Source organism: Streptomyces sp. NPDC060031, from assembly GCF_042736805.1.
In the GTDB taxonomy this organism is placed as follows: domain Bacteria; phylum Actinomycetota; class Actinomycetes; order Streptomycetales; family Streptomycetaceae; genus Streptomyces.
The window spans coordinates 1-25,541 of record NZ_JBHWVM010000060.1 but is presented as its reverse complement, the minus strand read 5'-3'; the positions used below and the strand labels follow the sequence as shown (position 1 = coordinate 25,541).

24 protein-coding genes and 2 pseudogenes are annotated in these 25,541 nt (G+C 71.6%); 13 read left to right on the top strand and 13 right to left on the bottom strand.

The annotated features are described in order from the left end of the window. The first annotated feature begins 145 nt into the window (after positions 1-145). From ACFWB8_RS24490 to ACFWB8_RS24475, 4 genes are all read left to right on the top strand, one after another. A complete protein-coding gene (locus ACFWB8_RS24490) occupies positions 146-1,429 on the top strand; it encodes an extracellular solute-binding protein (RefSeq protein ID WP_385230885.1) in 1,284 nt (427 codons plus the stop codon). 127 nt (positions 1,430-1,556) lie between these two features. Further along, complete coding sequence (locus tag ACFWB8_RS24485; RefSeq protein ID WP_385230882.1) at positions 1,557-2,576, top strand: carbohydrate ABC transporter permease; 1,020 nt, start codon at positions 1,557-1,559, stop codon at positions 2,574-2,576. A gap of 104 nt (positions 2,577-2,680) precedes the next feature. Beyond that, positions 2,681-3,472, top strand: coding sequence for a carbohydrate ABC transporter permease (locus ACFWB8_RS24480; RefSeq protein ID WP_385230959.1), 792 nt, complete (start codon positions 2,681-2,683; stop codon positions 3,470-3,472). 6 nt (positions 3,473-3,478) lie between these two features. Next, positions 3,479-4,960: a glycoside hydrolase family 3 protein gene (locus tag ACFWB8_RS24475; RefSeq protein WP_385230879.1), complete on the top strand. Its 1,482-nt coding sequence runs from the start codon at positions 3,479-3,481 to the stop codon at positions 4,958-4,960. Between the two features lie 88 nt (positions 4,961-5,048). Here the strand turns inward: ACFWB8_RS24475 and nagB are convergent, their stop codons facing one another. After that, entirely contained in the window at positions 5,049-5,834 is a 786-nt protein-coding gene (gene nagB / locus ACFWB8_RS24470; protein ID WP_385230876.1) for a glucosamine-6-phosphate deaminase, read from the bottom strand. A 111-nt stretch (positions 5,835-5,945) separates the two neighbouring features. Beyond that, entirely contained in the window at positions 5,946-6,707 is a 762-nt protein-coding gene (locus ACFWB8_RS24465) for an SDR family oxidoreductase (protein WP_385230873.1), read from the bottom strand. Between the two features lie 85 nt (positions 6,708-6,792). On the opposite strand from ACFWB8_RS24465, the gene ACFWB8_RS24460 reads away from it, so the two are divergent. Together ACFWB8_RS24460 and ACFWB8_RS24455 are read left to right on the top strand one after the other, a co-directional pair. Further along, complete coding sequence (locus tag ACFWB8_RS24460) at positions 6,793-7,389, top strand: TetR/AcrR family transcriptional regulator (RefSeq protein WP_385230870.1); 597 nt, start codon at positions 6,793-6,795, stop codon at positions 7,387-7,389. Between the two features lie 397 nt (positions 7,390-7,786). Then, entirely contained in the window at positions 7,787-9,256 is a 1,470-nt protein-coding gene (locus tag ACFWB8_RS24455; RefSeq protein WP_385230956.1) for a sensor histidine kinase, read from the top strand. 181 nt (positions 9,257-9,437) lie between these two features. On the opposite strand, the gene ACFWB8_RS24450 is transcribed toward ACFWB8_RS24455, so the two are convergent. Together ACFWB8_RS24450 and ACFWB8_RS24445 are read right to left on the bottom strand one after the other, a co-directional pair. After that, positions 9,438-9,695, bottom strand: coding sequence for a WhiB family transcriptional regulator (locus ACFWB8_RS24450; RefSeq protein ID WP_004937597.1), 258 nt, complete (start codon positions 9,693-9,695; stop codon positions 9,438-9,440). 319 nt (positions 9,696-10,014) lie between these two features. Continuing rightward, positions 10,015-10,980, bottom strand: coding sequence for a diacylglycerol/lipid kinase family protein (locus ACFWB8_RS24445; RefSeq protein ID WP_385230867.1), 966 nt, complete (start codon positions 10,978-10,980; stop codon positions 10,015-10,017). A gap of 84 nt (positions 10,981-11,064) precedes the next feature. Between ACFWB8_RS24445 and ACFWB8_RS24440 the strand changes: the two genes are divergently transcribed. Continuing rightward, positions 11,065-11,520: a hypothetical protein gene (locus ACFWB8_RS24440; protein ID WP_385230864.1), complete on the top strand. Its 456-nt coding sequence runs from the start codon at positions 11,065-11,067 to the stop codon at positions 11,518-11,520. Between the two features lie 37 nt (positions 11,521-11,557). Here ACFWB8_RS24440 and ACFWB8_RS24435 read toward each other — a convergent pair whose 3' ends face one another. The 3 genes from ACFWB8_RS24435 to ACFWB8_RS24425 all read right to left on the bottom strand — a co-directional run bounded on the left by ACFWB8_RS24435 (position 11,558) and on the right by ACFWB8_RS24425 (position 13,499). Next, positions 11,558-12,613, bottom strand: a complete 1,056-nt coding sequence (locus ACFWB8_RS24435; protein ID WP_385230861.1) for an RNA polymerase sigma factor SigF — start codon at positions 12,611-12,613, stop codon at positions 11,558-11,560. Continuing rightward, a complete protein-coding gene (locus tag ACFWB8_RS24430) occupies positions 12,610-13,023 on the bottom strand; it encodes an anti-sigma regulatory factor (protein WP_030153599.1) in 414 nt (137 codons plus the stop codon). Before ACFWB8_RS24430 ends, ACFWB8_RS24435 begins: the two co-directional genes overlap by 4 nt. A gap of 215 nt (positions 13,024-13,238) precedes the next feature. After that, on the bottom strand, positions 13,239-13,499 hold the full coding sequence (locus tag ACFWB8_RS24425; RefSeq protein ID WP_385230858.1) for a UBP-type zinc finger domain-containing protein: 261 nt from the start codon (positions 13,497-13,499) through the stop codon (positions 13,239-13,241). A gap of 64 nt (positions 13,500-13,563) precedes the next feature. On the opposite strand from ACFWB8_RS24425, the gene ACFWB8_RS24420 reads away from it, so the two are divergent. After that, a complete protein-coding gene (locus ACFWB8_RS24420) occupies positions 13,564-15,144 on the top strand; it encodes a Na+/H+ antiporter (RefSeq protein WP_385230855.1) in 1,581 nt (526 codons plus the stop codon). A 102-nt stretch (positions 15,145-15,246) separates the two neighbouring features. On the opposite strand, the gene ACFWB8_RS24415 is transcribed toward ACFWB8_RS24420, so the two are convergent. From ACFWB8_RS24415 to ACFWB8_RS24400, 4 genes are all read right to left on the bottom strand, one after another. After that, the gene (locus ACFWB8_RS24415) at positions 15,247-16,137 is read right to left on the bottom strand and encodes a 1-aminocyclopropane-1-carboxylate deaminase/D-cysteine desulfhydrase (protein ID WP_385230852.1); all 891 of its coding nucleotides are present in this window, start codon (positions 16,135-16,137) and stop codon (positions 15,247-15,249) included. A 24-nt stretch (positions 16,138-16,161) separates the two neighbouring features. Next, complete coding sequence (locus ACFWB8_RS24410) at positions 16,162-16,752, bottom strand: N-acetylmuramoyl-L-alanine amidase (protein ID WP_385230849.1); 591 nt, start codon at positions 16,750-16,752, stop codon at positions 16,162-16,164. Between the two features lie 131 nt (positions 16,753-16,883). After that, entirely contained in the window at positions 16,884-18,080 is a 1,197-nt protein-coding gene (locus tag ACFWB8_RS24405; RefSeq protein WP_385230846.1) for a globin domain-containing protein, read from the bottom strand. Positions 18,081-18,201: 121 nt separating this feature from the next. Continuing rightward, positions 18,202-18,717, bottom strand: coding sequence for an RrF2 family transcriptional regulator (locus ACFWB8_RS24400; protein WP_385230843.1), 516 nt, complete (start codon positions 18,715-18,717; stop codon positions 18,202-18,204). Between the two features lie 231 nt (positions 18,718-18,948). Here ACFWB8_RS24400 and ACFWB8_RS24395 point away from each other — a divergent pair, with 231 nt between their 5' ends. The 4 genes from ACFWB8_RS24395 (at position 18,949) to ACFWB8_RS24380 (ending at position 22,789) form a co-directional block, all read left to right on the top strand. After that, a complete protein-coding gene (locus tag ACFWB8_RS24395; RefSeq protein WP_385230840.1) occupies positions 18,949-20,355 on the top strand; it encodes a family 2B encapsulin nanocompartment shell protein in 1,407 nt (468 codons plus the stop codon). Then, positions 20,352-21,404 (top strand): family 2 encapsulin nanocompartment cargo protein polyprenyl transferase, encoded by a 1,053-nt coding sequence (locus tag ACFWB8_RS24390; protein WP_385230953.1) that lies wholly within the window; start codon positions 20,352-20,354, stop codon positions 21,402-21,404. The genes ACFWB8_RS24395 and ACFWB8_RS24390 overlap by 4 nt, the downstream gene beginning before the upstream one ends. A gap of 129 nt (positions 21,405-21,533) precedes the next feature. Next, the gene (locus tag ACFWB8_RS24385) at positions 21,534-22,127 is read left to right on the top strand and encodes a GNAT family N-acetyltransferase (RefSeq protein WP_385230837.1); all 594 of its coding nucleotides are present in this window, start codon (positions 21,534-21,536) and stop codon (positions 22,125-22,127) included. Between the two features lie 77 nt (positions 22,128-22,204). Beyond that, a complete protein-coding gene (locus tag ACFWB8_RS24380; protein WP_385230833.1) occupies positions 22,205-22,789 on the top strand; it encodes a dihydrofolate reductase family protein in 585 nt (194 codons plus the stop codon). A 250-nt stretch (positions 22,790-23,039) separates the two neighbouring features. On the opposite strand, the gene snpA is transcribed toward ACFWB8_RS24380, so the two are convergent. Continuing rightward, entirely contained in the window at positions 23,040-23,699 is a 660-nt protein-coding gene (gene snpA, locus ACFWB8_RS24375; protein ID WP_385230830.1) for a snapalysin, read from the bottom strand. 208 nt (positions 23,700-23,907) lie between these two features. Between snpA and ACFWB8_RS24370 the strand changes: the two are divergent. Next, positions 23,908-24,816, top strand: a pseudogene (locus ACFWB8_RS24370) (LysR family transcriptional regulator); the annotation flags it as partial. Positions 24,817-25,188: 372 nt separating this feature from the next. On the opposite strand, the pseudogene ACFWB8_RS24365 reads toward ACFWB8_RS24370, so the two are convergent. Next, positions 25,189-25,335 (bottom strand): annotated as a pseudogene (locus tag ACFWB8_RS24365) (NADP oxidoreductase); the annotation flags it as partial. Positions 25,336-25,541 lie beyond the last annotated feature (206 nt).

Below are 25,541 nucleotides of genomic sequence, written 5' to 3'. Positions count from 1 at the left end.
TGACACCCCTAAAGGTCTAGGCCAAGCTCCCGTTACTGGTCTACACCAATATGGATCGGATCCCGGCCCCACGGGCAGTACTTGAGTACTTGTGTCACCGCGGCGGGCGAGGGAAGTTGCAGGCAGCATCCCTGAGGAGGGTGGCGTGAAGCGCAAGCTCATCGCGGCGGTCAGTGTCGCGGGCATGATGGTCGGAGTCGCGGCGTGCGGCAACGGCGGCGACGACAAGGGCAAGACCGACGCGGGCGGCGCCAAGGAGATCACCGTCTGGGTGATGGACGGTTCCGCGCCGAAGGCCTGGCTCGACGAGGTCAACAAGGAGTTCTCGGCCAAGCACCCCGGTGTCACGGTCAAGGTCGAAGAGCAGAAGTGGAAGGGCATCCAGGAGAAGGTCACCACCGCCCTCTCCGAGAACACCCCGCCCGACGTCATCGAGCTCGGCAACACCCAGACCGCCGGCTACGCCGTCACCGGCGGCCTCGCCGACCTGACCGGCGACAAGGCCAAGCTCGGCGCCGACGCCTGGCAGAAGGGCATGCTCGCCTCGGCCGAGGTCGACGGCAAGCTCTACTCCGCCCCCTGGTACGCCGCCAACCGTGTCGTCGTCTACGACAAGAAGGCCTACGAGAAGGCCGGCGTCACGCCCCCGAAGACCCGCGACGAGTGGGTGGCGGGCCTGGAGAAGCTGAAGGCCTCGGACCCCGCCTCGCAGCCGATCTACCTCCCCGGCCAGAGCTGGTACGTCCTCGCCGGCTTCGTCTGGGACGAGGGCGGCGACCTCGCCGTCAAGGACGGCGGCAAGTGGAAGGGCCAGCTCGGCACCCCGCAGGCCGCCTCCGCCATGGAGTTCTACAAGAAGCTCCAGTCCTACTCCACCGCCCCGAAGGACAAGGACGAGGCCACCCCGCAGCAGTCCACCGACATCATCCCCAAGGGTGGCGTCGCCTCCTGGATCGGTCTCGGCTGGGAGGCCCAGGGTGCGCTGAAGGCCCTGAAGGAAGCGGGCAAGGAAGGCGACTTCGGCTACTTCCCGATCCCGGGCAAGACCGCTGACAAGCCCGGTTCGGTCTTCCTCGGCGGCTCGAACCTCGCCGTGGCCGAGCGCTCCAAGAACAAGGCGCTCGCCAAGGAGTGGCTGGCCCTCGCCGCCGGCAAGGACCAGATGACCAAGTACGCCGCCGCCACCGAGGGCGCGCTGCTCCCGAACCAGGCCGCCGCGAACTTCACCGCCGCCCCCGGCTCCTTCGCCGAGTCGATGGCCAAGGGTGCCGCCTCCGGCAAGATCACCCCGGTCACCCCGGGCTGGGCGAACGTCGAGACCGAGCCCAACCCCATCAAGGAGTTCATGGCCAAGGTCCTGAAGGGTGACGACGCCGCCAAGGCGGGCGCGGACGCGGACAAGGAAATCGCGAGCCGCATCAACAAGTAGTCCCACCCCGCAGGATCCGCACGACCCAGCAGTGTGAACGCACCGGGGGGTGCGGCAGGCGCCCAGACGCCCGCCGCGCCCCCGGTCGCGCATTTGACTCCACAGTCAACCGCGAGGAAGCCAAGACATGACCGTGCACTCCCAGGGAGCGGCGCCCAGCGCTCCACAGGACGCACCACCGAAGTCCGCCGGACGGCCGAAGGTGCCCACCACCAAAAGCGGCCCCGGCCCTGCGTCTCCTCGCGGGGGCAGGAGGTCGCTCCCCTCGGGGTGGCTGCCCTACCTGCTGGTCGGGCCGGCCGTGCTCAGCCTGGCCACCCTGCTGCTCTACCCGCTGATCAAGAACGTGATCCTGTCCTTCCAGGACATCAACAAGATCGAGTTCATCCAGCGGAAGTACCCGTTCGCGGGATTCGACAACTACACCGAGCTGCTGGGCGACTCCCGGTTCTGGACCGTCGTCGTCCGAAGCTTCGCCTTCACCGCGGCCAACGTCGTGCTGATCATGGTGCTGGGCAGCCTCATCGGCATCCTGCTGAACAAGCTCGGCAAGTGGATGCGCCTGGTCCTGTCGATGGCACTGGTCATGGCCTGGGCCATGCCGATCGTCGCCTCCGTGCAGGTCTTCCAGTGGCTGTTCGACGAGCAGTTCGGCGTCATGAACTGGGTGATGCGCACCGCCGGCGTCGAAGGCTACGACCAGCACAACTGGTTCGAGACCGGCCTGTCCACCCTGGTGATCGTCACGGTCCTGGTGGTCTGGGGATCCGTCCCCTTCGTCGCCCTCAACATGTACGCGGGCCTGACCACGGTCAGCGCCGAGCTGTACGAGGCGGCCCGGATGGACGGGGCCAACGGCTGGCAGACCTTCTGGAAGGTCGTCTTCCCGAGCCTCAAGCCCTTCTTCCTCATCACCACGTTCCTTGAGGTGATCTGGGTCTTCAAGGCCTTCACCCAGGTCTACGCGATGAACAAGGGCGGCCCCGACCGCGCCTCCGAGATCCTCCCGGTCTTCGCCTACGTCGAAGGCCAGAGCCAGGCCCACTACGGCCTCGCCGCCGCGATCTCCGTCCTGACCATCCTGATCCTCGTGATCGTCATGTCCTTCTACTTCCGCCTGATCCTGAAGCAGGAGGAGGAGCAGTGAGCACGACCACCGCCCCGAAGCCCGCGCCGTCCGCGCCGTCCGCGAAGCCCCCGCAGCAGCTCCGCAAGCGCCGCCCGGTCCGCCCCGCAGCCGTCGCCAAGAACATCGGCGCGCTCCTCCTGGCCCTCGTCTTCGTCTTCCCCGTCTACTGGATGTTCTCCTCGGCCCTGAAGCCGTCCAGCGAGATCCTCACCAAGGACCCCGTCTTCGTCTTCACCCCGACGACGGAGAACTTCACCAAGGCCACCGGGGTCGACCTGTTCTGGACGTACGTCACGAACAGCGTCGTCGTCACCGTCGGCGCCGTCCTGCTGGCCCTGCTCGTCGCCCTCGCCGCGAGCTTCGCCATCGCCCGGATGAAGTTCAAGGGCCGCAAGGGCCTCGTCCTCGCCGTGATGATGGCGCAGATGGCCCCCTGGGAGGTCATGGTCATCGCGATGTACATGATCGCCCGCGACGCCGAGACCCTGAACAGCCTCCCGCTGCTCACCGCGATCTACTTCGTGATGGTCCTCCCCTTCACCATCTGGACCCTGCGCGGCTTCATCGCCGCCGTCCCGGTGACGCTGGAGGAGGCCGCCCAGATCGACGGCTGCACCCGCGGCCAGGCCTTCCGCAAGGTGATCTTCCCGCTGCTGGCCCCCGGCCTGATGTCCACCTCGCTCTTCGGCTTCATCACCGCCTGGAACGAGTTCGCGATGGTCCTGATCCTGAACAAGGACAAGACCGCGCAGACCCTGCCGCTGTGGCTGACCCAGTTCCAGACCGCGTTCGGCAACGACTGGGGCGCCACCATGGCCGCGTCCTCGCTCTTCGCGCTCCCGGTCCTGCTCATCTTCGTCTTCCTCCAGCGCAAGGCCGTCGGCGGCATGACCGCCGGCGCCGTGAAGGGATAACGGCCCGTGACTGTCCTTGCGCACCGCACCGACACCCTGACGAGGGACGCCCTCGCGGTCCTCCAGCCCGGCTTCGAAGGCACCACGGCCCCCGCCTGGCTGCTGCGCCAGGTCCGCGAAGGCCTCACCGCCGTCGGCCTGTTCGGCCGCAACATCGCCTCGCCCGAGCAGCTCGCCGCGCTGACCGCGCAGCTGCGGGGCGAGCGGGAGGACGTACTCGTCGCCATCGACGAGGAGGGCGGCGACGTCACGCGCCTGGAGGTACGGGGCGGCTCGTCCTTCCCCGGCAACCTGGCGCTCGGCGCCGTCGACGACACCGACCTGACCCGGGCCGTCGCCCGCGAGCTGGGCCGCCGGCTCGCCGAGTGCGGGGTCAACCTCAACTGGGCCCCGTCCGCGGACGTCAACTCCAACCCGGACAACCCGGTCATCGGCGTACGCTCCTTCGGCGCCGACACCCACCTCGCCGCCCGGCACACCGCCGCGTACGTCGAGGGCCTGCAGGCCGCCGGCGTCGCCGCGTGCACCAAGCACTTCCCGGGCCACGGCGACACCAACGTCGACTCGCACCACGCGCTGCCGCGCATCGACGTCGACCTGGACGTGCTGCAGGCGCGCGAACTCGTCCCGTTCAAGGCGGCCATCGAGGCGGGCACCAAGGCCGTCATGAGCGCGCACATCCTGGTGCCCGCCCTCGACCCGACCCGTCCGGCCACGCTCAGCCCGCAGATCCTGACCGGTCTGCTGCGCAAGGAGCTCGGCTACGAGGGTCTCATCGTCACCGACGGCATGGAGATGAACGCCATCGCCGGGACGTACGGCATCGAGCGCGGCTCGGTGCTGGCCATCGCGGCCGGGGCCGACGCGATCTGTGTCGGCGGCGGACTCGCCGACGAGGCGACCGTGCTGCGGTTGCGCGATGCGCTGGTCGCGGCCGTACGCGAGGGCGCGCTCTCCGAGGAGCGGCTCGCGCAGGCGGCCGCGCGGGTGCGGGCACTGGCCGAATGGACCCGGGGGTCCCGGCCGGACGCGCAGCCGGAGGGGAGCCGCGCGTCCGGCATCGGGCTCGAAGCGGCCCGCCGCGCGGTGGTGGTGACGGGCACCGCCGCGCCGGTGACCGAGCCGTACGTCGCCACGCTCGCGCCCGTCGCGAACATCGCGGTGGGGGACGAGACGCCGTGGGGGGTCGCCGGGGAACTGGCGGCGCTGGTGCCGGGCACCGAGGCGGGCGTGTACGCGGAGGGCGCCTCGGCGGAGGAGATCCTGGCCGCGGCGGGGGAGCGGACCGTGGTCGCGGTGGTGCGCGACGAGCACCGGCACCCGTGGATGGCGGCGGCCGTGGACGCGCTGGTCGCTGCGCGGCCGGACACGGTGGTCGTGGAGATGGGCCTCCCGCGCGCGGAGCCCCGCGGTGCGCTGCACGTCGCGACGCACGGCGCGTCCCGCGTCTGCGGCCGCGCGGCCGCGGAGGTCATCGCGGGCCGGTAGCCCGCCCGGCCTGCTGGGGCGGAGCCGGGTTGTGCGAAGGGCCGGGCTCCCGTTCGGGAGTCCGGCCCTTCGCGTCGTACCGGTACGGCTACAGACCCTGCCAGGCGGGCTTGTTGGCGAAGGCGTGGCGGAAGTAGTCCGCCAGCTTCAGCTTCGACGCCGCGGCCTCGTCCACCACGACGGTGGCGTGCCGGTGCAACTGCAGCGCGGAGGCCGGGACCAGCGCTGACAGCGGCCCCTCGACGGTCTGCGCGACGGCCTCGGCCTTGCCCTCGCCCGTGGCCAGCAGAACCAGGTGCCGGGCGTCCAGGATGGTGCCGATGCCCTGGGTGATGACGTGGTGCGGGACCTGGTCTATGTCGTTGTCGAAGAACCGCGCGTTGTCCACGCGCGTCTGCTCCGTCAGCGTCTTGATCCGGGTGCGCGAGGCCAGCGACGAACACGGCTCGTTGAAGCCGATGTGCCCGTCCGTGCCGATGCCGAGCAGCTGGAGGTCGACGCCACCGGCCTCGGCGAGGGCGCGGTCGTACGCGTCGCACGCCCCGACGATGTCCTCGGCGGAGCCGTCGGGACCCATGAAGGAGTCCTCGGACAGACCCAGCGGCTCGACGACCTCGCGCAGCACCACGGCGCGGTACGACTCCGGGTGGCCGGCCGGCAGGCCGACGTACTCGTCGAGCTGGCAGATCCGGGCCTTCGAGGCGTCGACCCGGCCGGCCTTGACCTTGGCGGCGAGGGCCTCGTAGACGGGCAGCGGGGTCGAGCCGGTCGCCACGCCGAGCAGGGCGTCGGGCTTGCGGCGGACCAGGGCGGCCATGGCCTCCGCGATGAGCTCGCCGCCTGCCTTGGCGTCCGGGACGATGACAACTTCCACGCGGGGCCTGCCGATCTGGAGAGATTGTGTGGTATAGACCAATCTAGCAGAGGCGGGGCGCCCGTGACGGGCCTTCGCCCACTCCATCGTGATCCTCCTCGCGCGGGCCTGCTACAGCAGCGCCAGCTGGAGACCGCCCGTCGCGTCGAGGTGCTGGCCCGTGACCCAGCGCGAGTCGGGCGAGGCCAGGAACGCCACCACGTCCGCGACCTCCTGGGACGTGCCCACCCGGTGGAAGACGGAGCGGGCGGCCACGTGGGCCCGGGCCGCCGGGTCCGCGAGCAGGGCCGCGTTCAGGTCGGTCTCGGTGATGCCGGGGCCCACCGAGTTCACGGTGATCCCGCGCGGCGCGAGCGCGGCGGCCAGTGACCGGGTCAGGGCGTTGACCGCGCCCTTCGCCGTGATCGTGGCGAGGATCGCGGGCAGGGCGATGTCCGGGGTGCCGGTCACGTTCACGATCCGGCCCCCGTCGCGCAGCCGCGCCAGCCCGTGCTTGATCACGAAGAACGGCGCCTTGGCGTTGAGCGCGTGCGTCCGGTCGTACATCTCCTCGTCGGTCCCCTCGATCCCCGCGAAGATCGCGCCCCCCGCGTTGTTCACCAGGACGTCGACCTCCTCGGTGGCCAGCGGATGGGCGGCGTACGCCGCCCACAGCGCCTCCGCGTCCCCCGGAACCCCGAGCTCCGCCCCGACGGCGAAGGCCCGGCCCCCGGCCGCCTCCACGGCCGCCACGACCTCCTCGGCCGCCGCCTCGTTGGATCCGTAGTGCACGGCGACCAGCGCCCCGTCCCGCGCCAGCCGCAGTGCGACGGCCCGGCCGATACCCCGGCTGCCGCCCGTGACCAGTGCCGTCTTCCCCTTGAGCACGCCCATGACGCGCCCCCTCCAGTATTCGATAGCGGTCGCTACAGAAAAGACCGTATCCCAGATTCCGTAGTGCGCGCTATAGAATGTGCGCATGGTGACCGGACAGCGCGGCAGGCCCCGCTCCTTCGACCGCGACGCGGCCCTCGACAAAGCCATGCTGGCCTTCTGGGACCGCGGCTACGAGGCGACCTCGATCTCCGACCTGACCGCCTCGCTCGGCATCAGCGCGCCCAGCCTGTACGCGGCCTTCGGGGACAAGCGCAAGCTCTTCGACGAGGTCGTGGTGGTCTACGGCGGCCGGTACGGGGACTTCGCCAGCGTGGCGCTCGCCGAGGAGCCCACCGCCCGCGCGGCCATCGACCGGATCCTGCGCGAGGCCGCCGAGGTGTACACCGACCCGGCCCACCCGCCGGGCTGCATGGTCATCAGCGCGGCCGTCAACACGACCTCGGAGGAGGTCGCGCAGGCCCTGCGCGCGCGGCGCGAGGCCAACCTGGCGATGTTCGAGAGCCGGATCCGTGCCGACATGGCCACCGGCGCACTGTCCGCCGGCACGGACGCGCGGGCGCTGGCCCGCTATGCGGGGGCCGTGCTTCAGGGGATGTCCCAGCAGTCGCGCGACGGCGCGGGCCGGGAGGAGCTGGAGGCGGTGGCCGCGGTGGCGATGCGGGCCTGGCCGGCGACGTAGGCCGGGCTGCGGAGACCGGGCTGTGTGGGCCGGGCTGTGTGGGCCGGGCTGCTTTCCTCTGGGCCACGGTGCCTGACGGGACCCTCAGCCCGCCCGGCACCGTAGCCCGGAGTACTTACGGCCAACGGGTGTGCGGTTCCCGGCGGCCGGTGGGAGGGGCCTGCGCGGTCAGGGCAGAGCGCGCGGCTTACCTCGATCCGTCCTCCTGTGCGGGGAGGGCGGAAGCTTGTGGCAATTGTGGACTAGACCAATCTGTCCTGTCCATCCAATGACAGGGCCATTGGTCCCGTCACTTCCTCCAACAGTACGCGGAGTCCGGGGCTCCTGGATACTCCTGAGTAGTCGAGGTGCGGAAAGTCATCCGACGTACCCGGGGTACGCTCGCCACGTGCCCTCCATGAACGACCTCGTACGCCAGCACACCGCTCTCAGTGAAACCGAACTGGAGTGGCTCCACCTGCTGGTCTCGGAGTGGCAACTGCTCTCCGACCTCTCCTTCGCCGACCTCGTCCTGTGGGTTCCCACCCTCGACGGCAGCCGGTACGTGTCCGTCGCGCAGATGCGCCCGAACACCGGCCCCACCTCGTACCAGGACGACATGGTCGGCCACCTGGTCCCGCGCGGCCGGCGCCCGCTGCTCGACGCCGCGCTCGACGAGGGCCGCATCGTGCGCGAGGGCGACCCGGAGTGGCGCGAGGAGGTGCCGGTCCGCGTCGAGTCGATCCCCGTCCGCCGCGAGGGGCGGGTGCTGGGCGTGATCGCCCGCAACACCAACCTGCTCACTGTGCGTACACCGAGCCGGCTGGAGCTGACCTACCTCCAGTCCGCCTCCGACCTGGCCCAGATGATCGCGGCGGGGTCCTTCCCCTTCCCCGGCCAACAGGTCGACATGGACGCCTCCCCGCGCGTCGGGGACGGCCTGATACGGCTCGACGCCGACGGCGTGGTGACGTACGCGTCCCCGAACGCGCTCTCCGCGTACCACCGGCTCGGCCTCGCCTCCGACCTGGTCGGCCAGCACCTGGGCGACACCACCGCCGAACTCGCGCCCTCCCGGGGCCCGGTGGACGAGGCGCTCGTCAAACTCGCCAGCGGCTGGGCCCCGCGGGAGACCGAGGTCGAGGGCAACGGCGGGGTCATCCAGCTGCGCGCCATCCCGCTCAAGCCGAAGGGCACCCGGATCGGCTCCCTCGTCCTGTGCCGCGACGTCACGGAACTGCGCCGTCGCGAACGTGAATTGATCACCAAGGACGCGACCATCCGGGAGATCCACCACCGGGTGAAGAACAATCTGCAGACCGTGGCCGCACTGCTGCGGCTCCAGGCCCGCCGGATGGATTCGGAGAACGGCCGCGAGGCCCTCAACGAGGCGGTCCGACGGGTCGGTTCGATCGCGATCGTGCACGAGACGCTGTCTCAGAACCTGGATGAGCGGGTCGAGTTCGACGAGATCGCCGACCGCGTCATCGCGATGGTCTCGGAGATCTCCCCGGGCAAGGTGGACTGCCGCCGCACCGGCCGCTTCGGGATCCTGGACGCGGAGGTCGCCACTCCACTGTCGATGGTGCTGACCGAGATCCTCCAGAACGCCCTGGAGCACGCCTTCACCCAAGGGGAGGGCGGCACCGTGGAGGTGTCCGCGGCCCGCTCCGGCGCCGGCCGCGACGACGCCCGGCTGTTGATCACCGTGCTCGACGACGGCTGCGGTCTGCCCGAGGGCTTCGACCCCCAGCGGGCCGGCAATCTCGGGCTGCAGATCGTACGGACCCTCGTGGAGGGCGAGCTCGGCGGCACCTTCGACATGGTCCGGGTCGAGCCGCGCGGCACCAAGGTCGTCCTCGACATACCGGCCAGCCCGCAGAAGTGAGCAGCGGGCCGCTCACCGAGCGTGACGGAAGGCGGTCCGGACAGGCCGGACAGCACTGAGCCCCGGACCGGGCCCCTCCCAGCGGTAGCTGGGGGAGGTTGTCGGTCCGGGGCTCAAGAGCACGTTGCTGAGCGCTGATGCGGGGTACTACGCGCTGCGGCTCGAGGCTCGAAAGTCGATGTCAGGCGGTGGCGTTGCGCGCCCGATTGCGAGCGGCACGGCGCTTCATCGCGCGGCGCTCGTCCTCGCTGAGACCGCCCCAGACGCCGGAGTCCTGACCGGACTCGAGCGCCCACTGCAGGCACTGCTCCATAACGGGGCAGCGGCGGCAGACGGCCTTGGCTTCCTCGATCTGCAGCAGCGCAGGACCGGTGTTGCCGATGGGGAAGAAGAGTTCCGGGTCTTCCTCGCGGCAAACGGCGTTGTGACGCCAGTCCATGGCTGCTCCATCTCCTTGTATTGCGGGCAGGTTGCTTGTGAATGTGAACGCTTTCACGAATCCCTTCGTGAGGGAAGGGTGAGCGCCCAGTTTCCCGGGTGCGTCGTAGATTCGTGGAGGGGTTCTGGCGGTCTGTGTGGGTGCCGGGTTCTGCGGGCTGTCCCGATCGCCATGTAGAGATTCGCAAACCTCGGACGGGGATACAACCCCTTCCGGAAAGTTTTTTTTGATTCGTCGGTGTCTACTAGGTCACAGCCCTACATCGTGAGGGTGGACCGGCGTGTAAACGTTCGAGTGAAAGGACTTTGGGCCCTTCCACTCACACAATCACACGCAGTGCCCGGCGTACGCCTGTGAACCGAACGCTGGTGCGCAGGCCGAGGTGGTCTCCGTCCATCTGGAACGGAAGCGGCACCTTCGAATGCAAGGTGAAGTCGGTCAAATCGTGCAGAGACACCGCGTGCTTGCCGTGCGGACCACGCTCAGGAGTCGAGGTCAGGAGCTGTGTCGCGTACCGCGCGACCGCCGGAGTTGACAAACGATTGAGTGCCAATACGTCAAGCGCGGTATCGAACGACGCCTCCGGGGAGGCGTAAAGCGGGCGGTTGCCCAGATACGTCCAGGGCGAGGTGTTGCACACTATCGAGAGCACCAGATCCGTCACCGGATCCGCGCCGGGCCGCTCCAGCGTGACCGTGCCGTGCCTGCGGTTGGGCTCTTCCAGGAACTGGCGCAGCAGCTGTCGTACGTACAGGGCATGCGTCGAACGCTTGCCGCGCTCCCGCTGCTGCTCGACCCGCCCCACCACACCCGCGTCGAAGCCGAAGCCCGCGCAGAAGGTGAACCAGCGGGCCGGAACCGACTCGTCCTCCGTGCCCGGGCTGCCGGCGGCGAGACCCAGTCCCACCGTCCGCTCGCGCCGCTCGCGCAGGGCGTCCAGCAGGGCGCCGGTCGCCTCGACCGCGTCGTTGGGCAGGCCGAGCGCGCGGGCGAAGACATTGGTGGAGCCGCCGGGGACCACGGCCAGGCCCGGCAGCCGCTCCGGATCGGGCCCGTTGTGCAGCAGTCCGTTGACCACCTCGTTGACGGTGCCGTCGCCGCCGAGCGCCACCACGAGGTCGATACCGGTCTCGGCGGCCTTGCGCCCCAGGTCCCGGGCGTGTCCCCGGTACTCGGTGGTCACCGCCTCCAGCTTCATCTCGCTGGCCAAGGCGTGGGTGAGGACGTCGCGCGTGCGCGCACTGGTGGTCGTCGCTGCTGGATTGGCCACGAGAAGTGCACGCATGAGCGCCAGCCTACCCACCCCTCCATACGCCGCCCATACTGCCCGTCCCCTCCGGGGCCGAGCGGGCGCGGCTACCCTGCTGGGGTGAGTACGAAGCCCACCCCCAGCCCTGCCACCGCCGCCGCCGACCTGCCGGCAGCCCCGCTGCCCCGCCGGCTGACCGCGGCCGCCGTGCTCACCGCGCTGGAGGGACTGGCCCTGGCCGGCCTCGGCGTCTACATGCTGTTCGTGGGCGTCTTCGGCGACGCCGACTCCCCGCGGCAGGCCGAGACCGGCGGGGTGACCCTGCTCGTGCTCGCCGCGCTGCCGCTGATCGCGGCCCGCGGGCTGCGGCTGGGCCGCCGCTGGAGCCGCGGCCCGGCGCTGATCACGCAGCTGATGGCGCTGCCGGTGGCGTGGACGCTGTGGACCGGGGGCGGCGGCGCGATGACCGCCGCCGCGGTCGCCCTGGCCCTGGCCGCGGTGGCCGTCGTGGGGCTCCTGGTGAATCCGACGGCGACCGAGGCACTCGGGATCGGGCCCGCGGAACGATCCCGCTAGCCCGTACGTACTACTACTGCGCGGCCCGCTCCTCTGCCTACTCCTCGACGAGGAGCTTCTCGCGGAGCTGGGCCAGGGTGCGGGCCAGCAGCCGGGAGACGTGCATCTGGGAGATGCCGACCTCCTGGGCGATCTGCGACTGCGTCATGTTGCCGAAGAAGCGAAGCAGCAAAATCCGCTTCTCCCTCGGCGGCAGTCCCTCCAGCAGCGGCTTGAGGGACTCGCGGTACTCGACGCCCTCCAGGGCCTCGTCCTCCGAACCCAGGGTGTCCGCGACCGCCGGTGACTCGTCATCGGTGTCGGGGACGTCCAGCGAGAGCGTGCTGTAGGCATTGGCCGATTCCAGCCCCTCCAGCACCTCCTCCTCGGAGATCCCCAGCCGCTCGGCCAGTTCGTGCACCGTGGGGGAGCGGCCGTGCTGCTGGGACAGTTCGGCCGTCGCCGTGGTCAGGGAGAGCCGCAGCTCCTGAAGGCGCCGCGGGACCCGGACCGCCCAGCCCTTGTCGCGGAAGTGGCGCTTGATCTCGCCGACCACCGTGGGCGTGGCGTACGTGGAGAACTCGACGCCGCGGTCCGGGTCGAAGCGGTCCACGGACTTGATCAGACCGATCGTGGCGACCTGGGTCAGGTCGTCCAGCGGCTCACCGCGGTTGCGGAACCGCCGCGCCAGGTGCTCGACCAGCGGCAGGTGCATCCGTACGAGCCGGTTGCGCAGCTCGGCCTTCTCCACCGACCCGTCGGGCAGCGCCCGCAGCTCGATGAACAGGGCCCGCGCGCCGCTGCGGTCGCGCGGATCCGGCAGGGCCGGAGCCGGCTGGAAGACAGGCGCCTCCAAGGCCGCCGGTGTGCCCGGTGCCTCCGGGGCCGTGGCAGCGGCCACCGGTGGCCTCACCGGCTGTGGTGGCTGTGGTTCTTCGTGCTGGTTCTCGCTCACAGGGCCCGCCCGTCGCTCCGCCGAGTCCAAAAAGCCGTCTTCCGCATCCGCGTCAGCCGGGTGCGGTCGGGCGTGCAGCTGTTCCGGGATGCCGCCGTCGACCTCGTGCCGTACCCGGGGCCGATCCCCGCCCCGCACCGGGATCTCCCCGCCGCTCACGCCGGGCCTGGTCCCGCGCCGCGTTGTTTGTAGAGGCTGATGCTCACCGTCCGGTCCTCCTCGACCGTGGACTCGACCTTGCCGGCCAGGGCCGACAGGACGGTCCAGGCGAACGTGTCGCGCTCCGGTGCACGACCGTCCGTGGTCGGCGCCGAGACGGTCACCTCCAGCGAATCGTCGACCAATCGGAAGACGCAGCTGAGGACGGAGCCGGGCACGGCCTGCTGGAGCAGGATCGCGCAGGCCTCGTCCACCGCGATGCGGAGGTCCTCGATCTCGTCGAGGGTGAAGTCCAAACGTGCCGCGAGGCCGGCCGTGGCCGTCCGCAGCACCGACAGGTAGGCACCCGCAGCGGGCAGCCGGACTTCCACGAAGTCCTGGGTCCCGGGCTCGCCTGCGATCTGGGACACCCTCACCTCCAAGGTGGTACGAGCTCTGTTCGCCGGTGACGCTATCGCGATCCGGGTGATCGTGTCGCGGCACCCCTCGTGGCACCCGCTTGGAGCGCCCGGGCCGACCGTACCTCTCTATCCGGTGACTGATGGTAAGCCCACGGGTACACACAGTGGCTAGGGGTCTGCGAGCCCAAATCGGGGGAACCGGCGGAGGGTTGACCTACCCCTCCTCAGACGATCGAACCGTCGACAAAACACCATCGCCAGGTCTCGCCCGGTTCGTGGCTCCGCATGACCGGATGGCCGGTCTCGCGGTGGTGCGCCGTGGCGTGACGGTACGGGGAGGAATCGCAGCAGGCAACGTAGCCGCACCCCAGACACATCCGCAGTTGCACGGGATGGCTGCCGAGCTCAAGACATTCGGGACAGGTCTGGGCAAGGGGGATGGGCTCGGGGCGCGGCAGTTCGGGAACATGGGTGCACTCGCTCATGATGACCAGCGTACTGAGGCGCGGGCGCGCCAAGCCGGATTCGACCGAGCGAGGATGATCTTCGATGGAGGTATTGCCCCTGGTGGCGCTGGTCGCGGGTTGCGCCGTCGTCGCGGGACTGGCCCGCTGGACGCCGGTGCCCGCGCCGCTGCTCCTGGTGGCTGCCGGGCTCGGGGCGGCCTACGTCCCGGGCGTGCCCTCGTACGCCCTCGACCCGCACATCGTGCTGCCGCTGCTGCTCCCGCCGCTGCTGTACACGGCCGCGGTCGACAGCTCGTACCTGGACCTGCGGGCGAACATGCGGCCCGTCGCGCTGCTGTCGGTGGGTTACGTGCTCTTCGCGACGGTCGCGGTCGGGTACGTCGCCTACCTGGTGGTGCCGGGCCTCTCGCTGCCCGTGGCGCTGGTGCTGGGCGCGGTGATCGCGCCGCCGGACGCGGTGGCGGCGACGGCGATCGCCCGGAAGCTGGGGCTGCCGAACCGGATCACGACCATCCTGCAGGGTGAGTCGCTGGTCAACGACGCCACCGCGATCACCGCGTACAAGGTGGCGCTGGCCGCGGTGGTCGGGGTGGGCGCCGGCTGGGCGCACGGGATCGCGGAGTTCCTGCTGGCGTCGGTGGGCGGGGTCGGTGTGGGCCTGCTGCTGATGGTTCCGATCCACCACCTGCGCAAGCGGCTGCGGGAGCCGCTGCTGCAGAACACGCTGTCGCTGCTGATCCCGTTCGTGGCGTACGCGGCCGCCGAGCGGGTGCACGCCTCGGGAGTGCTGGCGGTGGTGGTGGTCGCGCTGTACCTCGGACACCGCAACTGGCAGGTGGACTTCGCGACCCGGCTCCAGGAGGAGGCGGTGTGGAAGATGGTCGCCTTCCTGCTGGAGTCGGTGGTCTTCGCGCTGATCGGGCTCCAATTGCCGGTGGTGCTGAAGGGGCTGGGCGAGTACGAGGGGCTGCACGCGGCCTGGTACGCGCTCGCGGTGTTCCTGGTGGTGGTCGCGGCCCGGTTCGCGTGGGTGTTCCCGGCGACCTTCCTGCCGCGGGTGCTGTCGGAGCGGATCCGGGAGCGGGAGCCGGACACGAACTGGAAGGCTCCGGTGATCGTGGGATGGGCCGGGATGCGGGGGGTGGTGTCGCTGGCGATCGCCTTCTCCGTGCCGATGGGCGTGCCGCACCGCAACCTGATCCTGTTCCTGACCTTCACGACCGTGATCGGCACGCTGGTGGTGCAGGGGCTGACGCTGCCGCCGCTGATCCGCCGGCTGCGGCTGCCGCCGAAGGACCTGCACGCCGAGACCCTGGCGGAGGCGCAGGCGCAGAGCGAGGCCTCGCGGGCCGCGGAGGAGCGGCTGGACGAGCTGCTCTCGGAGCCGGCCAACGCCCTGCCGCCGCCGCTGGCGGACCGGCTGCGGACGGTGCTGGAGCGGCGGCGCAACGCGGTGTGGGAGCGGCTGGGCGGGGTCAACGCGGAGACGGGCGAGTCGGCGGACGACGTCTACCGCCGGCTGTCGCGGGAGATGATCGGCGCGGAGCGGGAGGTGTTCGTCTCCCTGCGCGACCGCCGCCGCATCGACGACGAGATGCTACGGGCCCTCCTGCGCCGCCTGGACCTGGAGGAAGCGGCGGCGTACCGAGAGGAGTCGACGTGACGCCCTCGGCGATGCTCCTGCGATGCAGCCCCGCCGGCGTGAGGGGCTCCGCCCGCACAGCGCTCGGGGGGAGGGCCCGGGCGGCGGCAACCCGCCCCGGCGCTAGGGCCGGCCGGTGATGACCGCCGTCAGGGTGGTGCCGCGGGCGAACGTCCCGGACTCCGCGAGAGCGGTCAGGGCCCAGAGGAGCTTCGCCACGTAGATCCGCTCGACCGGCAGCCCGTGCCGGGACTCGAAGTCGGCGGCGAAGTCGTCCAGCTCGGCCGGGACCCGGGCGTAGCCCCCGTGGGCGAAGCCCTCGGCCAGGGTCCAGTCGCCCGCCCGCCCCCCGAAGGCCGCCGCCTGGAGGGAACGTATCTCCGCCCCGAGGAAGCCGCCCGCCAGCACCGGCACGCCCAGCGCCCGCTGCCCGGGGGCGAGCCCGGCCGCCAGGCCCGCCAGCGTGCCGCCCGTGCCGCAGGCCACCGCCACCACGTCGCCCATGCCCCGCAGCTCGCGCCCCAGCTCCCGGCAGCCGCGCAGCGCGAGCGCGTTGCTGCCGCCCTCGGGGATCACGTACGCCTCCGCCGCCGCGGCCTCGTCCAGCAGCCGGGCCAGCACCTCCGGCTCCGCCTTGCGGCGGTAGTCCTGCCGGGAGACGAAGTGCAGCCGCATCCCGTCCGCCGCGCACCGGGCGAGGGAATCGTTGAGCGGACGCCCCGCCAGCTCCTCGCCCCGCACCACCCCGACCGTCGGCAGGCCGAGCAGCCGGCCCGCCGCGGCCGTGGCGCGCAGGTGGTTGGAGTACGCCCCGCCGAAGGTCAGCAGCGCCGGGCGACCGCCGTCGACGGCCGCCCGCAGGTTCGGGGCGAGCTTGCGCCACTTGTTGCCCGGCAGCTGCGGGTGGACGAGGTCGTCCCGCTTGAGCAACAGCCGTACGCCGTGCACGGCGAAGCGTTCGTCCACCACCTCGACCAGCGGGGACGCGGGGCGGGGGCGCAGCGCGTCGTTCATGCGGCCATTGTCCCGCCCGCGCGGCTACTTCAGGCGGTCGTGCACGCGGGCGCGGAAGGAGTCCATCGTGAAGCCCTTCGGGTCGATCTTGCCCGGCTGCCATTCGAGGTGGCCGATCACCGAGCGCGAGGTCCAGCCGTGGACCCGGCAGACCGCGGCCGCCGCCCGGGCCATCGCGTCGAGCTGGACCGACGGCCAGGGGTCGTCGCCATCGCCGAGGTTCTCGCACTCGAAGCCGTAGAAGTGCCGGTTGCCGTCGGTGTTCGCGTGCTGGTCCGGCGGCAGGCGCTTCTCGGCGACCACGGCCGCGAGGACGTCGGAGTCGCCCGCCCCCGCGTGGTTGGCGCGGCCGTAGCCGACCAGGTGGACGCGGCCGTCCTTGGTGATCACGCCGTGGCAGAGCGGACCGGGGAGCGCCTCGTCGCCGTCGCGGCAGAGTGCGACGGTGAACGCGGTGCCGTGGGTGACGGTGTGGTGGATCATCACTCCGTTGACCGGGCCCCACGGGCCCTTGTGGTTGCGGTTGTGGGTGCGCCAGGCGCCCACCTCGACGACGGTCAGACCCTCGTCCCGCAGGGCCTGGATGAACCGGTCCGCGGACATGGGTGCGGCCATGGCCGCCTCCTTCGTTGCGGTGCGCGACGAACACCGTGTGTGTTCGTGTCGTTACGTTCCGGTTTAGTGGAGGCGGACCTTCCGAGGCTAGGGCGTTCGTACGGCGAGCGAGCCGATCCGGACAGGCGCGGCTACGCCGAGGCGAGCCACAGGTCCGGGCCGAACACCTCGTAGTGGATGTCCGAGGCCGGCACCCCCTTGGCGATCAGCTGCTCGCGCACGGACCGCATGAAGGGGAGCGGCCCGCAGAGGTACGCCCTGGTGCGCGGGGCGATCGGGACGGCGGCGAGGTCGATGCGGCCCTCGCCGTCGCCCGGCCCGGCCGACTCCTCGTACCAGAACCGCGCCGAGGCGTCGGCGAGCTTGTGGGTCAGGGCGAGGTGGTCGGCGCGCAGCGCGTGGTCGCCCGGGGAGCGGTCGGCGTGCAGGACGGTCACCGGCGCGGCGTGCCCCGTCTCCGCCAGGTGCTCCAGCATCGAGAGCATCGGGGTGCAGCCGATGCCGGCCGAGGCGAGCAGGACCGGCGCGGCGGAGTCCTGGAGCACGAGGTCGCCGTACGGGGCCGAGACCCGCAGGGTGTCCCCGGCGCGGACCTCGGCGTGCAGGTGGTTGGAGACCTCCCCGTCGGGGCCCGCGGCGGCCGGGCCGTGGACCCGCTTGACGGTGATCGAACGGACCGGCGCGCCGGGCGCCGAGGAGAGGCTGTACTGGCGGATCTGACGTGCGCCGTCCGGGAGTTCGACCTGTACGGAGACGTACTGGCCCGGCCTGAAGCCCGGCGCGGGGGCGCCGTCGGCCGGGACGAGGTGGAAGGTGGTGCAGTCCGCGGTCTCCTCGGCGCGGGCGGCGACCGTCCAGGTCCGCCAGACGTCGCCGGCGAGGACCTGCTGCTCGGCGTAGAGGCGCTCCTCGATGGTGGCGAGGGCGTTCGCCATCAGCCAGTAGACCTCGTCCCAGGCCTCGGCGACCTCGGGGGTGACGGCCTCGCCGAGTATCTCGGCGATCGCCTCGAAGAGGTGCTCGTGGACGACCGGGTACTGCTCCCGGGTGACGCCGAGGGAGGCGTGCTTGTGGGCGATGCGGTTCAGCATCACGTCGGGGCGGGTGCCCGGGTGGGCCACGAGGTGGGTCGCGAAGGCGGCTATGGAGCCGGCGAGGGCCTGCTTCTGGAGGCCGGCGTTCTGGTTGCCGCGGTTGAAGAGGTCGCGGATCAGCTCCGGGTGGGCCGTGAACAGCTTGCTGTAGAAGAGCTCCGTGATGTCGCCGATCGCGGCCCCGACGGCGGGCAGGGTGGCTCGGACGGTCTCGGTCGACTTCTCGGACAGCATCAAGGACTCCTCGCGTGATGGGCATCCCTAATTGGGATATGAGATGCATGTTTTAAGGGTGAAAAAACGGCCGCCCGGGACCCGTTGCTGTGCGGACTTCTGTTCGAGTGGCCGCCGGGGATCAGCCTGGGTGGGCCGGCAGCCGGTGCGTATCAGCCATCCGGCCCCCCGGTTCAAGGCCTTCCGGCCCCCTGCGCACAGCCGGCGCCCCGCCCGAAATGCCCAGCAGCAGGGGCCCGGTCGGCGCCGCGACCAGGTCGTTCACCGTCAGCGGGTCCAGCGAGGCGAAGAAGGCCTCCTGTGCCCGGCGCAGCGCGCCGCGCAGCACGCAGGCGCCGCGCAGCGGACACGGGGTGGTGCCGTCGCAGTCCACGACGTCGCCCGCCCCCTCCAGCTCCCGGATCACCCCGCCCACCGAGGCGGCGCGCCCCGTGGCGGTCAGGGCGAGCCCGCCGCCGCGCCCGCGGCGCGCCTCGACCATGCCGAGGTGCTGCAGCCTGGCGACCACTTTGGCCGTATGGGTGTACGGCACCTCCATGGTCGCCGCCACCTCCCGGGTGGTGGGGAGGTCCGTCTCCGCGACGGCCAGGCGCATCAGGACGCGCAGTGCCAGGTCGGTGAATCGGGTCAGCCGCATGAGCCCACCGTAGAAAAGTGGCATGCATGATGCAAATTAAGCGCGGCCCCGGTTCGCTCTGCGTGGCCGAAACCCGTGGGGTTCGAGTGCCCTCCCGGGGGAGGAGTTGAACTTCAGAGCGTGCCCACCCACGGACGGAGTAGTCCCACCCTTTTGTGTAATGGTCGCACCACGTTGCGTACTGGAAGGGTTGCATCCCGCAGATCCATGGAGTGATCGAAGGGGAAAGACATGTCGGTCCAGGCAGGTTCCGAATCCGAGACCCAGGCACCGCAGCGCAGTCTGGGGACGTCGGCCGCGCGGAACTTGGCAACCACGACCAAGTCCGCGCCGCAGATGCAGGAGATCACCTCGCGGTGGCTCCTCAAGATGCTCCCGTGGGTCTCGGTCCAGGGCGGCACGTACCGCGTCAACCGCCGCCTGAGCTACTCGGTCGGCAACGGCGTCGTCGAGTTCATCAAGACCGGCACCCAGGTCCAGGTCATCCCCGCCGAACTCGGCGAGCTCCCGCTCCTGCGCGACTACGAGGACGAGGAGGTCCTCACCGAACTCGCCCAGCGGTGCCGCCAGGTCGACTTCGAGGCCGGCCAGGAGCTCACCTCCTTCGGCAGCCCCTCGGGCGAGGTCTTCCTCCTCGCCCACGGCCGCATCGACCAGGTCGGCCCCGGCCCCTACGGGGACGAGGCCGTCCTGCAGACCGTCGCTGACGGCGCCTTCTTCGGCGAGGACTCCCTCGTGGACGAGGAGGCGGTCTGGGAGTACACCGCCCGCGCCGCCACCTCCGGCACCGCCCTCGTCCTCTCCCGGCAGGACTTCCAGCTCCTCGCCGACCGGGTCGACTCGCTGCGGGCCCACCTGGACCACGTACGCACCCTGCCCGCCCAGCGCACCAACAAGTACGGCGAGGCCGCGATCGACCTCTCCGCCGGCCACCAGGGCGAGGCCGTCCTGCCCGGCACCTTCGTGGACTACGAGGCCCGGCCGCGCGAGTACGAACTCTCCATTGCACAAACGGTCCTGCGCGTGCACACCCGCGTCGCGGACCTCTACAACCAGCCGATGAACCAGACCGAGCAACAGCTGCGGCTGACGGTCGAGGCGCTGCGCGAGCGCCAGGAGCACGAGATGCTCAACAACCGCGACTTCGGCCTGCTCCACAACGCCGACTACGACCAGCGCATCCAGCCCCACGACGGCGCGCCCAGCCCCGACGACATGGACCAGCTGCTCAGCATGCGGCGCGGCTCCAAGTTCTTCCTGGCGCACCCCAAGGCCATCGCCGCCTTCGGCCGCGAGTGCAACAGGCGCGGCCTCTACCCGGAGTCCGTGGACATCGGCGGCAACCGGGTCCCGGCCTGGCGCGGGGTGCCGATCTTCCCGAGCAACAAGATCCCGATCAGCGATGCCCGCACCACCTCGATCCTGTGCATGCGCACCGGCGAGGACGAGCAGGGCGTCATCGGCCTGCACCAGTCCGGCATCCCGGACGAGATCGAGCCGAGCCTGTCGGTCCGCTTCATGGGCATCAGCGAGCAGGCGATCATCTCGTACCTGGTCACCGCCTACTTCTCCGCCGCCGTGCTGGTGCCGGACGCGCTGGGCGTCCTGGAGAACGTCGAGATCGGTCGCTGGCGCTGAGCGCGGTGAACGCCGCCTTGGCGACCGGCGAGGGCCAGGAGGCCGCTGCCCTGCTGGAGCGGACAAGAGAAACGGTCAACCCGGAACTGCGCCGGACCGTCGAGAGCCTGCCCGGCTCGATGCGGCGCGTGGCGATGTACCACTTCGGCTGGGAGCACGCGGACGGCACGCCGGCCGCGGGCAGTGGGGGCAAGGCCATCCGGCCCGCCCTGGTGCTCGCCTCGGCCCGGGCCCTGCGGGGTCCGGCGGCCCGGGCTGAGGACGCCGTACGGGCGGCGGTGGCCGTGGAACTGGCGCACAACTTCACGCTGCTGCACGACGACGTCATCGACAAGGACGTCCGGCGCCGGGGCCGGGACACGGCCTGGACCGTGTTCGGGACACCGGACGCGATCATCACCGGCGACGCCATGATGTCGCTCGCGCTGAAGCTGCTCGCCGAGGACCCGCACCCGGCTTCGGCCGCGGCCTCGGCCCGGCTCGCCGCCTGCGTCATCGAGCTGTGCGCGGGCCAGCAGGCGGACTGCGCCTTCGAGCAGCGCAGCCACGTCTCGCTCGACGAGTGCCTGGCCATGGCCACGGCCAAGACCGGGGCCCTGCTCGGCTGCGCGTGCGCGCTCGGTGCGCTGTACGCGGGAGCGGGGCCGGACGAGGTCGACGCCATGGACGCCTTCGGGCGGGAGGCCGGGCTGGCCTTCCAGCTCATCGACGACCTGATCGGGATCTGGGGGGACCCGGGCCACACCGGCAAGCCCGCCGGCGCCGATCTGCTCGCCCGCAAGAAGTCCCTCCCGGTCGTGGCCGCCCTCACCTCGGGCACCGCGGCCGGGGAGGAGCTGGCCGCCCTGTACGCGGGTCCCATGACGGCACAGGACGCGCTCAAGGCCGCCGACGCGGTGGACCGGGCCGGCGGGCGGGACTGGGCGCAGGCCCATGCCGCGGACCGGATGGGCCGGGCGGTGCAGCAGCTGTCGCGGGCCGTGCCGGACCTCGGGGCGGCGGGCGGGCTGCTGGCGCTGGCGGAGTTCGTCACGCGCCGTACGAAGTGAGTGCCCCGTAGGCGGGCCTCGGCCTGTTCCGGCACCTCAGGGTGCCGGAACGGGCCTTTCTGCGTTCCCGGGTCAACTCTAGGATCACTCAAGGTTGTTGACGCGTGAGTGAAGTGAAGGGTGTGACCCATGGCGCTGGAGATACGTCAGGCGGACCAGTCGGACCGGGACGCGGTGGCGCGGCTGCTCGACGAGGCCTTCCGCACCGACCCGGTGAGCAGCTGGGTCTTCCCGGACCCGGAGCACCGGGCGGCGGTGCACGGGAAGTTCCTCGGCGTCTTCGTGGACGTCGCCCTGGCCGAGGGGCGGATCGACTACGCGGCCGACGGCTCGGCGGCCGCGCTGTGGCTGCGGATCCCCGCGGGCGAGCCGGAGGAGGAGGACGGGATCCCGGCGAAGATGCGCGCGGTGGCCGACCCCGGCAACGAGCGGTGCGAGCTGGTCGGCCGGCTGACCGGCGCCGTGCACCCGACCGAGGAGGAGCACGAGTACCTGCTGATGATCGCGGTCGCGCCGGGCCGGCAGGGCGAGGGCCTGGGAGGGGAGCTGATCCGGCCGGTGCTGGAGCGCTGCGACCGCGAGGGGGTGCCGGCGTACCTGGAGGCGAGCAGCGAGCGCAGCGGCCGGCTGTACGAGCGGCTGGGCTTCGAGCACACGGGGACGCCGGTGCGGCTGCCGGACGGGCCCCTGATGTGGCCGATGTGGCGCAAGCCCCGGGGGTGATTGCGTAACCACTTCAACTGAAGTACTTTACTCGACGTGTCCCGGGGCGGTGGCACTGCCGAACGGAAGAGACTCGCTTGCGCAAGCTCACGTACTTCATCGCCACGACGATCGACGGCTTCATCGGAGCCCCGGACGGCGACGGCGATTTCTTCTACACCCACCTCGACCCCGAGTTCATCGATCACCTCAAGGCCGAGTACCCGGAGACCATCGCCGCCCCCGGGCGTGCGCAGCTCGGGATCGAGGACGCGCAGTCCCGCCGCTTCGACGCGGTGCTCATGGGCCGGGGGACCTACGAGCCGGGCCTCAAGCTGGGCATCACCAGCCCGTACGGCCACCTGCGCGAGCAGTACGTCGTCTCGCGCTCCCTCACCACCGCGCCCGACCCGCAGGTGGAGCTGATCAGCGGGGATCTGGTGGCCCGGGTCCGCGAGCTCAAGGCCCGGGACGGGCTGGGCATCTGGCTGTGCGGCGGCGCCGACCTCGCCGGCCGGCTGGTCGACGAGATCGACGAGTTCATCGTCAAGACCTACCCGGTCTTCGCCGGTACCGGCATGCCGATGTCGCGGGCCGGCTTCGGGGTCCGCGGGCTGGAGCTGACCGGAGTCGAGGCCCTCGGCGGCGGCCAGGTCATCACCTCGTACGCCGTCAAGCGCTGACCCGGCCCGCCCGCCCCGCCGGATGCGCGGAACCGGCCTACCGTGGAGGTATGTCCGGTAACGAGCAGCACACGACGGAACACGCGAAGGTCGCCCCGCGGGCCGGGCACGAACAGCGGACGTGCCCGGCCTGTGGGGGCCCCGTCGCCACACTGGTCAGACGGCGCAAGTCCCTGGGGATCTTCGTGCCGGCGTGGAGCCCGGGCCCCTGTCGGAACCCGGACTGCACGGCGTACGCCCCTCCGGGCTCCTAGCCCTTCGTGTCCAGCCCGGAGGCGACGAGGCCGTTCGCCCAGAGCTGGTTCACGCGCGAGCGCTCGGCGGAGTTCGGGTTGGGGTTGGTGCACGAGGTGCCCGGCCCGCCGCCCGACATGAGCTCGCTGCACGGCCCGGAGTAGTGGTCCGGCAGACCCAGCACGTGGCCGGTCTCGTGCGCCGTCACCCGGGTCGAGTTGTACTGCTGGTTCTGCTGGTAGTCGAGGAAGATGTAGCCGCGGCCGTGCCCGTCCGTGCTCGCGTACGAACCGCGCGAGTCGTTGCCCTCGCGGTACGAGAAGTTCCCGCCCGAGGACACCTCCTGCAGCTTGACGTTGGACACCGAGCTGTTCCAGATCTGCGTGGAACGGGCTATCACGCTGCGGAAGCTGGGCGCGTTGCGGGTGTTGTACGTGACGGTCACGGCGAGGACGCCCGGGTTCGCGGCGCGCTGCTCGGCGACCGAGCGCGAAACGGCCTCGAAGAAGGCCTTGTTGGCGGCCTGGTTCTCCTGCGAGGTCTCGTACGCGGCGTAGCTCGCGGCATTGCCGACGGGTGCCGGCGCGGCGACGGCGGCGGGGACGGTGCCGGCGAAGGCGGCGGCGATGCCGAGGCCGACGGTGGTGGCCAGTAAGGCCTTTCGGGAGTGGCGCATGTGGGGGAGCTCCTACTCGTCCGGTGCGGTGGGGGGTGGTTGTTCGAACCGGAGTCTGCGGGAGCACATGCGCCCGGCGGATGATGTCAGCCACCGATAACACCGGGCTATCGGGAGTTTTCGGCAGGGCAACCACCGTGAGAATGGCGGGAATCGGAGGGATGCCAGTGGCTGGTGCGGCCAGGCGGGCCCGGCCTACTCTCTGGGCATGGAGCTTGAGGTCAGGCACCTGCGCGCCCTGTGCGCCATCGCCGACGCCGGGAGTCTGCACAAGGCCGCCCGGCAGCTCGGCGTGAGCCAGCCCTCGCTGACCACCCAGCTGCGCCGGATCGAACGGGCCCTGGACGGCGAGCTGTTCCTGCGCGAGCGGACCGGCTGCCGGCCCACCCCCTTCGGCCGCACCGTGCTGGGCCGGGCCCGCCCGCTGCTGGCCGAGATGGCCGCCCTCGTCGCGGAGGCCCGGGCGCTGGCGCGCGGGCCGCGGCTGCGGATCGGCTCCACGGCCAGCCGCGCCCTGCCGGGGTGGCTGGGGCGGCTGCACCGGCGGCTGCCCGACACCGAGACCTCGCTGGTGGTGGACGTCTCGGCCAACGCCCTGCTGCGGATGGTGGCCTCGGGGCAGCTCGACGTGGCGTTCGTCCACGAGGTGGAGGGCAGCCCGCTGCGGGTGCCGGCCGGGCTGCAGCTGCGCGTACTGATGGACCGGGAGCCGCAGTTCGTCTCGATGGCCCGGGACCACCCGGCCGCGGCGCGGCCCGTGGTGGAACTTCGGGACCTCGCCACCGACCGGTGGGCCGTGGACCCGTCGGTGGACGGCGAGTGGGACGGCCTGCGCCGGGTCTTCGCCGGCGCCGGGCTCGACCCGCCCGTACTGCACGCCGACTACCACACCGCGACCTCACTGATCGTCTCCGGCGAGGCGGTCGCCCCCTGCCAGCCCACCTCCGGCCCGCGCGACGACATGGCGATCCGGCCGCTCTCGGGCGACCCCCTCGCGGTACGACTCCTGCTCGCGACCCGGCCGGGCGCGCACGCGGAGGTGTACGAGGACCTCCGCGCGGCCTACCGCGAAGCCGCCCTGCGGACCCCGCCGTACCGGGCATGGCTGCACCGGCACGCGCGGCGCTCGGGACCCCTGGGCGTCGTCGGTGGCCCCCAGGAGCGCTGCCCGGCCGAGGCCGCCGCAGGGCAGCGGAGTGCGGCCGAGGGTGGTGACGAGCTCGGCGGTGACTTGTACGGCCTCGGCGGAGTCGGTGCAGAGGGGGACGGCGAGCGGGGAGCCCTCGAAGGCGGGCTTCTCCACGGTCCGGATGTTCTCGTGGACGAGGCCGAACACCTTGACCAGGTGGGCGCCGGGAGCGGCCGCGGCCAGCCCCCGCGCGCCGCTGCCGGTCAGCACCGGGCCGCCGGGTCCCGTCGTCATGGGGCCGGTGCAGTCGAGCAGGACCCGCCCGGCGAGGTCGAGCGGACGGACCGCGTCGGCCGCCGCCCCGGCCGGTACGGCGACCAGTACGGCCTCGCCGTGGGCGGCGGCCCCGGCCTGTGTCCCGTGGCCGCCGGCCCCGATCCGCCGGGCGGTCCGGGCGGCCGCGGGCACGTCCCGGCCGCCGATGCAGACGTCGTGTCCGGCACGCACCCAGGCACCGCCGAGTGCGGCGGCCAGTGAGCCGGTGCCGAGCCACGGCCTGGTCGGGCGCCGCGCGTACGCCGAGGCCCCGCCGAGGGTGGACTACGCCCTGACTCCGCCGGGCACGGCGCTCCCCACCCCGATCCGCGCGATGGGCGCCCGGAGCCCGGTTGCGCACCTGCCGGGCGCACGAGAACGGCCCGACCGCAGGAAGC